Here is a 13,007-nt window from a genome sequence, read left to right on the forward strand (position 1 = left end):
AGCGGGGCGTTCCTAAAACGAATCGCGGGAAGCCTATCCCCCTGGGTTCACTTCGTGAAGCTACTTCACCAGTCGCTCGAGCACGGCGGCGCCCATTTCCTGGGTGCCGATGTGCTTGCCGCCGCGAGCGATGTCTTTGGTGCGAAGCCCGTCGGCGAGCACGTTGGCGACTGCGTTTTCGATCGCATTGGCTTCCTCGGTCAGCGACAACGAGTGACGCAGTAACATTGCCGCAGCAAGGATCGTCGCCAATGGGTTGGCAAGCTCTTGGCCGGCGATATCGGGAGCCGAACCATGGATCGGTTCGTACAACCCTGGTCCATCGGACCCCAGCGAAGCGCTCGGCAGCATCCCCAGCGAACCGGGCAACATCGAAGCTTCATCGGTCAGGATGTCGCCAAACAGGTTGCCCGTGACCACGACATCGAAATCGCGTGGGCGATTGATCAAGTGCATGGCCATCGCGTCGACGAGCACGACATCGTATTGGACGTCGGGGAATTCTTCGGCCATCACGCGCGCGGCGGTTTGACGCCATAGCCGACTTGGCTCGAGCACGTTGGCTTTGTCCACGCTGGTCAACCGATTGTCGCGTTGCCGAGCCGCCAAGGCCGCCATGCGAACGATGCGCTCGACTTCGCGGACGCTGTAGGCCATCGACTGGAACGCCGTTTCATCTGGGCCGCTGCCCGATCGGCCCGATTCGCCAAAGTAAATGCCACCGGTCAATTCACGAAAGAACAGGATATCGGTGCCTTCGATGATTTCGCGTTTCAGCGGCGAGGAATCAACGAGTTGGTCAAACAACCGAATCGGCCGCAAGTTGGCGAACAGTCCGAGTTCTTTGCGGATTTTTAGCAGACCCGCCTCCGGACGCGTTTTGGCCGAAGGGTCGTCCCATTTGGGGCCGCCTACGGCGCCCAACAAGATCGCGTCGCTCGCTTTGCACGCGTCGATGGTCGCTTGAGGAAGGGGATCGCCGCATTGATCGATCGAAATGCCACCGATCATCTGAGACGAGAATGCAAAGTCGTGACCAAACAGAGTCGCGATCTTTTCAAGAATTCGCTGAGCTTGGGTGACGATTTCGGGGCCAATGCCATCACCAGGCAAGAGGACGATGTTCGCTTTCAAGGCAGTGCCCTTGGGGCAAGAGGGGTGGGATGGAATAAGCCACTAATTTAGTCCAACAAGCCGATTTGCCCAATCCGCGGTCGTCCTAGAAAAATGCCGCCGTCATACCGCCATCTTCGCCACCCGCGGCGTCACACCCCTCGCACAACCTCTCCATTCGTTGCAACCCGATCAAGGGGGGACCCTGGGGGGAAAGTCCGCTGGGATCGTGCCAGCCCGAGAGGCAAAATCGTCCCAAGCTTCAATATCCGTAGAGATTCGCTCTGCGGACCTCGCGGATCCTTTCGCGGTTTTCTCAAACGTCTCGGCACCCCCCATGTTGCAGAACCAAACCGATCTCACGTCGCATTCGACTCCTGTTCCTGTCGTCGTGCCGAGCGCGCCGTCATCGTCTCGGTCGATCCAAGCAAAGGTATTGCATGTGATCAACGGCGAGCATTTTGCTGGTGCCGAACGCGTCCAGTCACACTTGGGCCGCTGCTTGCCGGCGTGCGGGATCGCCGCCGACTTCGTTTGTGTCAAACCAGGAAAATTCCCAAAAATCATGGCGGAACAGAATCTGCAATGGGGCCGTTGCCACCTGGCCCCGATGAAACATCGCTTCGATGTCCGCGCCGTGCTTCGCGTTCGCGATCTGGTCCGCTCGTATGGTTACGATTTGTTGCATGCCCACACCCCACGCACCGCAATGGTGGCGTCCGCGGCATCGCGGTTGGTGGGCATTCCCTGGGTCTATCACGTCCACAGCCCTGCGGCCCGTGATTCAGCGAACCCCTGGAGCAATCGAATCAATGCGTTGATGGAACGAATGTCGTTGACTGGATGTTCGCATCAAATCACCGTCTCGGAAAGTTTGCGATCGGATTGCATTGCCAAAGGGGGAAACGAGAAGAACATCACCGTGGTTCATAACGGCGTACCTACGATTCGTCCATCACGGAGTCATTTTCCTCGCTCCGGCGAGCGCTGGGTCTTAGGAATGGTGGCATTGATGCGGCCACGGAAAGGTTTGGAGGTCGTGCTCGATGCATTGGCCACCCTGCGTGGGGAAGGGCATGACGTCGTGCTGCAGTGTATCGGTCCTTTTGAAACCGACGCGTACGAGAGCGAAATCAACGCTCGCATCGAACAACTTGGCATCGCTCGCCATGTCCAACGCGTGGGCTTCGCCGACGATGTTCCCGCGGAGCTTGCCAAGGTCGATGCGCTCGTCTTGCCAAGTTTGTTCGGCGAAGGCTTACCGATGGTGGTGCTCGAAGCGATGGCAGCCGCGGTTCCGGTGATCGCGACTCGCGTCGAAGGAACGCCCGAAGCGGTGACCGATGGCGTCGAAGGATTGCTTGCCGAGCCCGGTGACTCGGTCAGTTTGGCCAATAAGATTCGGTTGCTTGTCCGTGGCGAATATGACTGGGCGACCATGGCCGAAGCCGCTTACGAGCGGCAAACGCAATGTTTTTCCGACCTTTCGATGGCGCGGGGGACAGCCGAGGTTTATCGCAGCTTGCTTAACGTTGCCGCCGAAACGCCGCGATCAAGCAAGTCCCATGTGTCGCAACGCGGCAACTTCGTGGCGGTGGGACACACGCGTTAATTCCTAAGTAGACTTTGAGGGATCGCTGCAGACGGCTACCGTCTCCTCGAGCGACTGTACACGCTAAACTGAGGACGCCAGCACCAACAAAGACAAAACGGATCGGCGATGCGAAGCGTTTGGGGAATACTATTCATTGGATTCGCTTCGTATACCGTGTCCGAATCATCGGTTGCGTTTGGTGATGAGCAGAGAGGCGATCCAGCCGATGCGGTGTCACAGCCGATCGTGATCTCGGATTTGCCGTCCCCTCCTGCAGCGATCGCGTCGCTGATCGAACGCGGGAATGTTCGCTTTATCTATGGACCTCGGCCCGATTCGATGCAATCGCCTTGGCAAGAGGATTCCCGCTTGGCGCGGCTGCGGCGAGGCCGACGACTCGCCGCCACCACGGAATATCGGCTGGAGTATCACTTTCGCAGTCGTAATCAATGGGAATTTGAGGATCGCGGTGAGGACGTTCGTGATCTTCGTATTTCGGTGTGGTTTACGGAGGCACGAATCGAGCGAGAGCATACGGTTTGGTTTCGCCAATGCCCCGAATTCGAATCCTTTTGGACGAATCGGCTGGTGCTGCATGAGCTCGACCACGTGCAAATCTCCGTCGACCCGGGATTGGAGCAACGATTTCGAGAGCGTTTGCACAGTCCAACGACGATCAAGCGGCAATTCAAGCGAAACGAGACGGTGGACGAAGCGGTGGTCCATCGGATCGTCGAAGCCCATGTCGCGGAAATGTTCGCACCGATTTCGGATCTCGTCAAAATTCGCTACCAGGAACTCGATCGAATCACCGATCACGGGCTGCTCGATTTTCCCCCTCCGACGTCGATTCAAACGGTCAAGCAATGGACGCCTGAGCGTTAATTGCCGCCCATTCGGGCCCGCGTTCGGCCCGCGTTACCGATGCTCGCCCCCACTTTCCAAAGCATTTTCGTCAGGGGGTTCAGATTCGTAGGTGAATCATGGTAAATTCGTCCACCGAGGCAGCCTCCGCATGGTGCGGCGGGAACCAATTTACCTATTCGCGTAAGCAAGCATCCGATGTCAGTCGACCACTATGCAACCTGCCCTTGTGGCAGTGGAAAGAAAATCAAGTTCTGCAAATGCAAGGATTCCGTTAGCGAACTTGATCGTGTGATGAAAATGGTCGAGGGGGGACAGGTTGTCCCCGCTCTGGATCGTTTGTCCACCATCCTCTCGGAACATCCTGATGCGGCCTGGGCATTGGCGATTCGGGGACGCTTGCTGCTTGATTTGCGTGAATATGACACGTTGGCCGAGAACGCGGATCGATTTATTCGTTTGCAACCGAGTAACCCGCTAGCGTTGACTCAGCGCGCGGCGGCTCAGGTTTTCCGCGGTGACGTCAAATCGGCAACCGATTCGATGCTCGAAGCATTGACCGAAAGCGGTCGCGACGTCGACGCGTTTGTGTTGGATGTTTCCTCGGCAGTCGCGTTTTTGCTCGGACGCCAAGGGGTCTTTCTCACCGCACGCGTCTACGCCAGTTTGGCGATGATGGCGGAAGGCTACGAAGGGAGCCAGATGTCGGCGTCGCTGCTGCGTCAATTAAACAGCTCACCGTCCCTTAGCCAGCTGGTGAAGTCGATCCCTCAACCCATCGAGCGGCCTGCGGATGCAGATTGGGGTGAGCGTTATGACGAAGCCGCCACGCTGCTGCGCAGCAACAAGGTGTTACTCGCTGAAGCCAAGTTCCAATCGCTGCGGCGGACGTTGCCGGACGAGCCCTCGATTTTGTCGGGTTTGTTGACCTGTGCGATTTGGCGTGGCGATGTCCCCGCGCAAAGCGAATTTTTGAAGAAATTGTCGGCTTGCGAATCACTCGATTTTGAACAACGCGTTCAATTCCGTGCGGTATCGTGCCTGGTCAACCCCGAAGACAAAGATCTCGCCGCGGAATGTTTCCGCTTGGATGCGGACATCGAAAGCGCCGAGCCGGTTGAAATGGCGATGATCGCTGATGCTCGTTTTGCACCGCTGCCCCCTGAGATGCTGGCTCAAATGCGTGAGTCCGAGGACGATGTCCCGCCACGTGCCGGTTTCCAAGTGCTCGATCGCGATCGCCCTGAGGTCAGCGAAGGCTTGCCACCGATTGATCAGATCCCCGAAGCCAACGCGATGGCGTTTGTTTATGGCAAGCAAACCGACCGTTCGGCACGCATCGAAGTTCACGACGTGACCTCCTCGGTGCTCGATGATGTGCGCGCTCAAATCCAGAAGGTGATTGGCGATTCGGTGGAATTGCAACAGAAGTCAAGCGATCCGCTTCCCTTCTTGGCCGTCGTGCAACCGCAAGTTGCGATGGTGCGGTTCAAAGCGAGTGCGATGGAAGCCGACGCGATGCAAGAGGAATTGACTCAAACGCGGATGCCGGTTGCGATTGCGAACGCCAAGCTTGGTATCTTGGGCAATGCATCGTTGGTCGAGACCGCCGAGGATGCGACGAAATTGCTCGAGCGAACCGTGGTCGTGCGTGTTGCCGAGCAATACGATGCGTTGATCTCCAAGGGAGAGGACGTGCTCAAGAAAGTCTATGCGTTGGCGAAGCTTGAGCCGCTACCAGCAATCACGCTGCAAGACAGCGAGATTGAATCGGTGTCCAATACCGATTTGAACCGGATTGATTCAAGTCAACTGAGCGAAGAATCGTGCTTGTACTTGCTACAACGGGCGCAACAAATTTCCGCGACTCCGGCAATTCGACACTTCGCCCAACGCATCATTGCGGCTGAGTTGCCCGAAGATCAAAAGATGGCGAAATTGTTGGCGTATTCGACCTTGGTCAACGCCTCGAGCAATGCCCAAGACGCAATCGCGACGATTGATGAAGCCAAGGCGTTCGCCGAAGCAAACCAGTTGCCGACCGCCAATTTGTTGCTCAGCGAAGTCAGCTTGCGATTGCAGGCTGGCGATGGCGAAGGATTCCAGAAGGCGATCGAAACGCTGACGCAGCGTTACGGCAACGAGCCCGAAGTGATGGCTCAGCTGCAGCAGATGTTGATTTCGATGGGCTTGATTCGCCCCGATGGCAGTCCCAAGCGTGGTCCCGGTCCTGGCGGAGTTGCCCCTGCGGGCGCGGAAGCCGCTGGCGGAGGAATCTGGACGCCCGACGGTGGTGGAGCCGCCGCACCGGCAGACCCCGCTTCCGGTGGCGGCAGCAAGTTGTGGGTTCCTGGAATGGACTAATCGATGGAGCCGGCGTAGCCCAGGGGGCGTTGCCCCTGGGCTACAGCGTTTGAATGATGTTGGGAATCTCGGGGCGAGTGCTTCATCCCAATTCAAATTTAGGGTGGCCGAACTCGTCCACGGCGGTCCCTGCTAACTCTTAGCAGAGACAAACCACTCGGGGCGTTGTCTCGGTGACCGCACGCAAAATGGTAGCGATGAACCCTCTCCGCTTAAAAACCGATGACGATTTTATGCGTCGCGCACTCGACTTGGCTGCGCAGGGACGCGGAGCGGTTGAACCGAATCCGATGGTCGGATGTGTGCTGGTACGCGATGGCAACATCATTGGCGAAGGCTACCACCAACGTTTCGGTGGGCCGCATGCTGAAGTCAACGCCCTGCGTTGCTGTGATAATGCCCGCGGCGCGACCGCTTACGTGACGCTCGAACCGTGTTGTCATCACGGTAAGACGCCACCATGTTCGGACGCATTGATTCAAGCCGGCGTGGGACGCGTCGTCGTGGCGATGGCCGATCCGTTTGAAAAGGTGGACGGTGGAGGGCTAACGCAACTTCGCCGTGCCGGTATCGAAACCGAATTGGGAGTGATGCAAGAAGAAGCGTGCGAGTTGAACGCCGCTTACTTGACGCGGATTCGCACGGGGCGGCCCTTCACGATCGCTAAATGGGCGATGACCGTCGATGGACGAATTGCCACCCACACGGGACAAAGTCAATGGATCACCAACGAGGCGTCACGCGCCGATGTGCATCAATTGCGTGGGCGTGTCGATGCGATTGTCGTTGGGATGGGAACCGTCACCGCCGATGACCCAATGTTAACCGCCCGCCCGCCGGGAGTTCGCACGGCAACGCGAGTGGTGTTTTGCGCGCATCGAGTGCCCAATGTGCAATCGCGTTTGCTGCAATCCGCACGTGACGTTCCCGTGTTGCTTGTTGTTGCGTCTGAAATTGAGCAAGCGGCAGTCGCGGCGGCGGAAAAACGAGGGGCCCGTATTTATCGATGTGCAAGTTCAGACCCCGTTGCGATGATTCACGAAGCCCTTGACCATCTGGGCTCCCTTGAGATGACCAACATCATGATTGAAGGCGGCGGCGAATTGATGGCAAGTTTCTTAAACGCCGGTGCAATCGATCAATACGAACTCTACGTCGGTGCCAAGGTGTTTGGCGGACGCGATGCCTTGGGCCCCGTTGCTGGCGAGGGCTTTGCACAAGTCGCTGAGGCAGCGGCGTTGCGATTGGTCGGTCTCCAACGCCTCGGAGAGAATGATGTCAAATTGGTGTACCGGGGCGGTCTGAAAAATTGAAGGCGAGAGCGATCCGGTGGAGGCCCCTAATGACTCACGATTTCGCGTTGAAACGAACGATTTTGAAACATTTTTCGAGTTTTAGTAAACTCGTCTTGACCTGATCAAAAGCGAACCTCTATTCTTCGCCCATCGCTGAGCGACACCCAGTGTGTCGGCCAGTGAGAGGCATTAAAGAATCATGACGATTCTGCACTTGGTAACGAAATTTTTTGTTGCTGCGGAACACGTCGAAGGCACGTTCACACGGATGTGGTCTTGCATCGACGACGATGATTTGGCAATGTTGCGTTCGTCCAGTTGATACAAGGATGTATCTTCTGTGTCGGACCACCAATCCACCGGCTCCCGGAACTGAAGCGCGTTGTCCTCCGCCCCCCTAGGATATCGTACTTTCCGGGAGCTTTTTTTATGCGCCGACCGAATCAAGTTCGTCGGCAAGGTTACCGCCCGCTGCGAGGCTTAAGTGCCGCGCGGTGGCGACCGGGGCGTACGCGTGGAGGTTCATTCGTCTCGTCGCACGCTTGCTTGGCCAACCTCTTCATGCCCAGCGAATCCTCGGGCACGATGGTTTGTCGCTACGAAATGCCGAGCTTCCGCTGTGGCAAACCGCTACAAACGACTGGCTACGAAAGACCAGTCGGAAAAATGAAGCCCGTAAAACCGGCGAGCCTGCGTTGGCAATGTCACTCGCCGGTTTCGGTTTTAGACGGCCTGCAGAAGTTCAGGTTGAGTTTCCGCATCCGTTTCCATCTCCTTTTGCAATCGCTTTCGAGCGACGTGCAAACGGCGCTTGATCGTTCCCACCGGCGCGTCAAACTCGTTGCTCATTTCGAGCAACGACTTGCTGTGCAAGTAGAACGCGCTGAGCGTTTGGCGATCGAGGTCGCCCAGTCGATCAATGCTGCTACGAACCACGGCGGCTTGCTCTCGATCTTCGGCAAACGAGTCAGGGGTACCGACCGCAAAGCAGGTCGCTTCGAGCGTTTCAGGATCGCAAGCGATTGCCGTTCGGTTACGCGTCATGCGGTTGATCGCCATACGATGAACGATTTGTCGCAACCAGCCTCCGAAGGCTTCAGGGACCCGCAGTTGATCAATCTTTTGCATCGCTTGGATGAAGACGTCCTGGGCGAGTTCTTCGGCCTCGTCGGCGTTGCGAACGCGTCGCATGGCGAGTGCAACGATGCCGACGCGGTAACGTTCAAACAATTCGCCGAACGCATCTTGGTCGCCGCTTTGTACCGCCAACACCAATTGGGCGACGGTGCGTGTATCCGAATTTAAGTCGAGGAAGCTATTTTCAGTGATATTCATGTTTTCGGTCCTTCCGAAAATCAACCACGTGCGGCGGCGATGCTTTCTTTCATCGCAGAGGAAATGTGGTTGCGGCCCTACAACGATTGCAGCGTGGGTCACCACGCTACAACGTGCAGCAATGCCTGGGGGGGATTCGGTTCTGGGGCGTTGGGGCCAAGGGGTGGAACGAACCCGTTCCAATTTCCTGTGCCCAAACGAGGGAAACAATCGCCGGATCGCTTCGCCACGACGTCGGGTTCGCTTGGCGAACGGACGAATGCGCGAAACCACACGGATTGTTACCAGCTTGCGGTTCAGGCTTCGGCGTTAACGGCATGGCCGTCAACCAACCGGGCGCTGACCGGGGATGAACGAAGTGTTTAGCTTCGGCCAATACCCGCTGGATAATCCGCGGCTGCCATCGATTGATAGCCGCTCGGATTACCGGTTTTGAGTCCGCGTTTTAGTCGGAGCCGCAGCAGATCACGATCGCTGAGATCACTCAGCAATAACGGTGATCCAGTCGGCCAACTACGCGATCCCGTATAACACGGCATCCCCAGATGCATCCGCGTTTGCCAACGATGGAGGCACGATGCGACGGTGGTCGATACGGCGTTACGAATCACGCGGACTTCGTTGGAGGCGAAGAAGCGAGTGACGACGGCGATAATCGATACGTTACGCATTGGAATCCTCCCGGCACCCGAAAGGTGCGGCGGCGGAGCAAAGGAAAAAACAGAAATTTCCGTTAGCAACGAAATGGGGCTAACGAATGACTTAAACCAACAATATCCCGAGGTCGGCAGGAAATCCAGTTGGAATTTCCAGCGACGACAGGATGGTTGTCTATGGTAATGACGATTTAGACATCGTTACCGACTGGGGGTTCGCGGGTAAAATCAAAAAGTCAGGATTTTTAAAAAACTTTTTGCGATGTTTTCATGTCGACCTTGCTCGCTGGCACGATCGTGAAACTCCGTGTTGCCAGTGGTGCAGTGCGTCGAGGAGCGAGATCGGCAAAAAATGCCGTTCTGGATCTCGCTTTTCCGCCCGCCTGCCGGCTGTGCAGCCAACTGATAGCCTCCGATCGCGATTTTTGCCAGGCTTGCTGGACCGCCCTGACAGCCTCCGAACGGCAAATGAGGCAGGGATGTGAGCGTTGTGGCCACCCCCTGGGATGCCGAACTCAGGACCCGCTAAATCAGGGCCTCGACCATCAGGCTGCGGTCATCCTCGAGAGCCAATCGGACGCTGAGGACGAACCCTCCGGATGCCCTCAATGTCAGGGGGAAACCTTCCATTTTCATCGTGTGGTAGCGATGTGGCACTACCACGGATTGGTTTGTGACGCGGTGGTGGCGGCAAAATATGTCAGTCAATCGCCGCTGGCCGACGCGCTCGGACGACGACTTGGTGTTGTCTTGGCGGAGCAACTTTCCGAAGATCGACCGACACTGGTCACCTACGTCCCCTCGTACTTTACCCGCCAATGGGTTCGCGGCGGCGTTGGCGTCCGCACGATTGCCAATGCCGTCGCTTCGACACTTGGTATTCCCTCTCCCTCCCTGCTGCGAACCGCACGCCAAATTGCCAAACAGGCCTGGCTCGACGATCAAGAACGTCTTCACAATGTCCTCGATGCGTTCCAAATTCGCAGACGATTCGGGGTGCTGCGGTCGCCAGATTTGTCGAATCAGCATATTTTATTGGTGGATGACGTGTTCACGACCGGAGCGACCTCCAACGAAGTCGCCAAAGTGCTTCGCCAAGCAGGGGCCCGGAAAGTGACCATCGGCGTCGTCGCCCGCACCGTGAGGTCTGGATAAAGCGATCACAAAAGACAAAATGGAGATTGTGACCGTAGTGGATGTCGATAAGACCGTTGGAGAGGGAGGCGACTCGTGACCCAGCGCTACTCCCCCAGCGGACGAAACCCCGAGCGGACGAAACGGACACGGATGTTCCGCTAGTGGTGACCGCAGGTTACCTTACCTACTCATTTGACCACCCCCGGCGTTTACGTCGGTCCCCCTACCTTTGACTCGTATGCAACCCACTCATCCTGAAACGGAAACTAATGACTCCCCGTCCAAGCCGTCTCGTGTGGGGGGCTTTCGCCGCGCTATCCTTCGGGGATTGGGCGTCGTGTTGCCTCCGCTCTTGACGATTGCGGTGCTGATTTGGGCCTGGAGCACGATCGAAAGTTACGTTCTTAGCCCGATTGAATCGAGTATTCGATCGGCGATTGTGAAAGGCGTGAGCCACCGGAAAACCTTTTCGCAGGTGCCTTCTGGGGCGACCCCCACCGGCGAGCGCCGGCTCGACGGGTTTTCGTACCAAGGCGACCGGTATGTTCCCGATCCAACGGGGCGACGGTTTTTGCCGGAGTATGTCGTCAAAGTGGTCAACGAGAACGCGGATCGTTTCGGGCCCTACACGGCGTCGCCTGCCAGCGCGAATGCGTTTTGGCATCGCTACGTCGAATTGGAATACATGCCCCGTTCGGTCGTCGTGCCGGTGTTCTTGATCGTGTTTCTCACGCTCCTGTACTTCGTCGGACGATTGTTTACGTTCGGGCTAGGCCACTGGTTTGTCCGTTCCTTTGATGCCGCAATTCTAAGAATTCCGATCGTCAATAAGGTCTACGGCAGTGTGAAACAGGTGACCGACTTTGCCTTTAGCGAACGCGAAATCGAATTCAATCGCGTGGTGGCGATCCAGTACCCAAGCAAAGGGATTTGGTCGCTCGGCTTTGTGACCGGCAATGGCATGCGGGAAATCTCGTTGACCACCGGCGAACCGATGCTCAGCGTGCTGATGCCAACAAGCCCCATGCCGATGACCGGCTTCACGGTAACGGTCAAACGGAGCGAGGCGGTGGACTTGGATTTGACGGTCGACGAAGCGATTCAGTTCGTCGTCAGCTGTGGTGTCGTCGTTCCGCCACAACAGCGATACGAGCACCCGAACTCGGTAAAATCAGTCGCGGCCAATCAACCGGTCGCCCTCTCTAGCAAACGTCAATCTTAGGTTCCAATCAAGAACGTTCCCCTACCCCCGGTGTGTCAGGCACACAGCGTTGCGATCGGCACACAGCGTTGGGTCAGGCAAACAGTTTTGCGATCGGCACTCCATTGTCCGTGATCGGAATGGGGCGATCGCCGTCGTAGAGGTACTTGGCCGGATCGATTCCGAGGGACGCGTGAATGGTGGCAAAAAAGTCTGGCACGCTGACAGGATCGGTTACGATCGATTGCGATAATTCATCCGTTTCGCCATACGCTCCGCGGTGCTTCAAGCCACCCCCGGCCAACACACAGGTGAACGTTTTGCCTTGATGCCCTCGTCCGCCACCTCCATCGAACTGAGGGGGGCGACCAAATTCGCTGGTGATCACGATCAGCGTTTTATCGAGCATCTTGCGGGCTTCGAGATCGGTGATCAAGGCCGCCATCGCGACATCGAGCTCTTGGATCAATTGATGTTGGTTGACAATCCCATCGTTGTGGACGTCCCATCCAGTTCCGTTCAGAAAATTCAAGTTGTGAGAGACCTCGATAAATCGCACCCCGCGCTCGACCAAACGGCGTGCGAGCAGGCATCGTTGCCCAAACTCGCCTCCGTATTGATTGCGTAGGTCGGCGGGTTCTTCGTCCAGCTGAAACACCCGATTGAAATCGGGGCCGCTGAGTTTCAAGGTCTGCGAGAGCGCGTCGTCGTAGTCGGCGACTTTCTTGTCGGCGCCGAATCGTTCACGGGCGGCGCGACGTGTCGTGGCAAGAAATTGCTCGCGACGCGATTGCCGTGAGGCGTTGATGCCGTAGGGATGCGACAGCCCCGACGGGCCTTTGGAGGTATCGGTTAAGTACAGGTAACCGCTCGCTGCCCCGAGAAAACCGGCTCCGCGAGAGACGTTCGGGTAGCCAATCAAAACGTACGGCGGCGCGTCATCGCTGGCCGCTCCCAATTGATTCGCAACGATGGAACCGAGCGACGGATAAACGACGGTGCCGGTGACGGGCCGCCCCGTGTGCATTCGGTTGGACGCTGCGGCATGCTCATCGATCACGTCGTGATGGACCGTTCGCACCGCCGTAACGCGATCCATCAATGGGGCGAGGGTGGAGAGATGTTCACAGACCTGGACACCGTCGACGGCCGTCGCAATCGAGTTGTAGTACGAACCTGCCTTTTTCGCTTTGGGGTCGCCCCGACGTTTGGGATCGAAGGTATCGATTTGCCCCATCCCGCCGCCCAGCCAAATGGAAATGACATGCTCGGCGTTACCGCTTGGCAGCGGCGAAGCTTGCTCGTTGCCGTGAGCCGAGAACGCTGACAAGCAGGCGCCGCCCGCAGCCAGCGAAAGGGCGCTGCGGCGATTGAGTTTCATGCGATCGAGGGTCATGGTCGTTTTTCCAACCTGGGAAGAGGCATCTAATCGGTGTGTTAACGCGGGG

At 57.3% G+C, this 13,007-nt stretch carries 11 protein-coding genes and 1 pseudogene; 8 read left to right on the forward strand and 4 right to left on the reverse strand.

Going from position 1 to position 13,007, the window contains the following annotated elements; all coding sequences use genetic code 11:
* Positions 1–60: 60 nt before the first annotated feature.
* Entirely contained in the window at positions 61–1,134 is a 1,074-nt protein-coding gene (leuB, locus tag Pla52o_RS03430) for a 3-isopropylmalate dehydrogenase (protein ID WP_146593147.1), read from the reverse strand.
* A gap of 316 nt (positions 1,135–1,450) precedes the next feature.
* On the opposite strand from leuB, the gene Pla52o_RS03435 reads away from it, so the two are divergent.
* From Pla52o_RS03435 to Pla52o_RS27640, 5 genes are all read left to right on the forward strand, one after another.
* Positions 1,451–2,725: a glycosyltransferase family 4 protein gene (locus Pla52o_RS03435; RefSeq protein ID WP_146593148.1), complete on the forward strand. Its 1,275-nt coding sequence runs from the start codon at positions 1,451–1,453 to the stop codon at positions 2,723–2,725.
* Positions 2,726–2,833: 108 nt separating this feature from the next.
* Complete coding sequence (locus Pla52o_RS03440) at positions 2,834–3,592, forward strand: hypothetical protein (protein WP_146593149.1); 759 nt, start codon at positions 2,834–2,836, stop codon at positions 3,590–3,592.
* A gap of 177 nt (positions 3,593–3,769) precedes the next feature.
* Entirely contained in the window at positions 3,770–5,935 is a 2,166-nt protein-coding gene (locus Pla52o_RS03445) for a tetratricopeptide repeat protein (RefSeq protein ID WP_146593150.1), read from the forward strand.
* Positions 5,936–6,108: 173 nt separating this feature from the next.
* Positions 6,109–7,248: a bifunctional diaminohydroxyphosphoribosylaminopyrimidine deaminase/5-amino-6-(5-phosphoribosylamino)uracil reductase RibD gene (gene ribD / locus Pla52o_RS03450; protein ID WP_315852933.1), complete on the forward strand. Its 1,140-nt coding sequence runs from the start codon at positions 6,109–6,111 to the stop codon at positions 7,246–7,248.
* Positions 7,249–7,429: 181 nt separating this feature from the next.
* Complete coding sequence (locus Pla52o_RS27640) at positions 7,430–7,552, forward strand: hypothetical protein (RefSeq protein WP_261343332.1); 123 nt, start codon at positions 7,430–7,432, stop codon at positions 7,550–7,552.
* Between the two features lie 401 nt (positions 7,553–7,953).
* Here Pla52o_RS27640 and Pla52o_RS03455 read toward each other — a convergent pair whose 3' ends face one another.
* Together Pla52o_RS03455 and Pla52o_RS03460 are read right to left on the reverse strand one after the other, a co-directional pair.
* Positions 7,954–8,565, reverse strand: coding sequence for an RNA polymerase sigma factor (locus Pla52o_RS03455; RefSeq protein WP_146593152.1), 612 nt, complete (start codon positions 8,563–8,565; stop codon positions 7,954–7,956).
* 362 nt (positions 8,566–8,927) lie between these two features.
* Positions 8,928–9,236, reverse strand: a complete 309-nt coding sequence (locus Pla52o_RS03460; RefSeq protein WP_146593153.1) for a hypothetical protein — start codon at positions 9,234–9,236, stop codon at positions 8,928–8,930.
* Positions 9,237–9,491: 255 nt separating this feature from the next.
* Between Pla52o_RS03460 and Pla52o_RS27800 the strand changes: the two are divergent.
* The 3 genes and pseudogenes from Pla52o_RS27800 to Pla52o_RS03470 all read left to right on the forward strand — a co-directional run.
* A pseudogene (locus tag Pla52o_RS27800) lies at positions 9,492–9,713 on the forward strand (double zinc ribbon domain-containing protein); the annotation flags it as partial.
* Between the two features lie 156 nt (positions 9,714–9,869).
* Positions 9,870–10,376 (forward strand): ComF family protein, encoded by a 507-nt coding sequence (locus Pla52o_RS26620; RefSeq protein WP_197168970.1) that lies wholly within the window; start codon positions 9,870–9,872, stop codon positions 10,374–10,376.
* A gap of 220 nt (positions 10,377–10,596) precedes the next feature.
* The gene (locus tag Pla52o_RS03470) at positions 10,597–11,580 is read left to right on the forward strand and encodes a DUF502 domain-containing protein (RefSeq protein WP_146593155.1); all 984 of its coding nucleotides are present in this window, start codon (positions 10,597–10,599) and stop codon (positions 11,578–11,580) included.
* Between the two features lie 73 nt (positions 11,581–11,653).
* Here the strand turns inward: Pla52o_RS03470 and Pla52o_RS03475 are convergent, their stop codons facing one another.
* Entirely contained in the window at positions 11,654–12,940 is a 1,287-nt protein-coding gene (locus tag Pla52o_RS03475) for a DUF1501 domain-containing protein (RefSeq protein ID WP_146593541.1), read from the reverse strand.
* Between the last annotated feature and the right edge of the window lie 67 nt (positions 12,941–13,007).

It is taken from the genome of Novipirellula galeiformis (genome assembly GCF_007860095.1).
In the GTDB taxonomy this organism is placed as follows: Bacteria; Planctomycetota; Planctomycetia; order Pirellulales; family Pirellulaceae; genus Novipirellula; species Novipirellula galeiformis.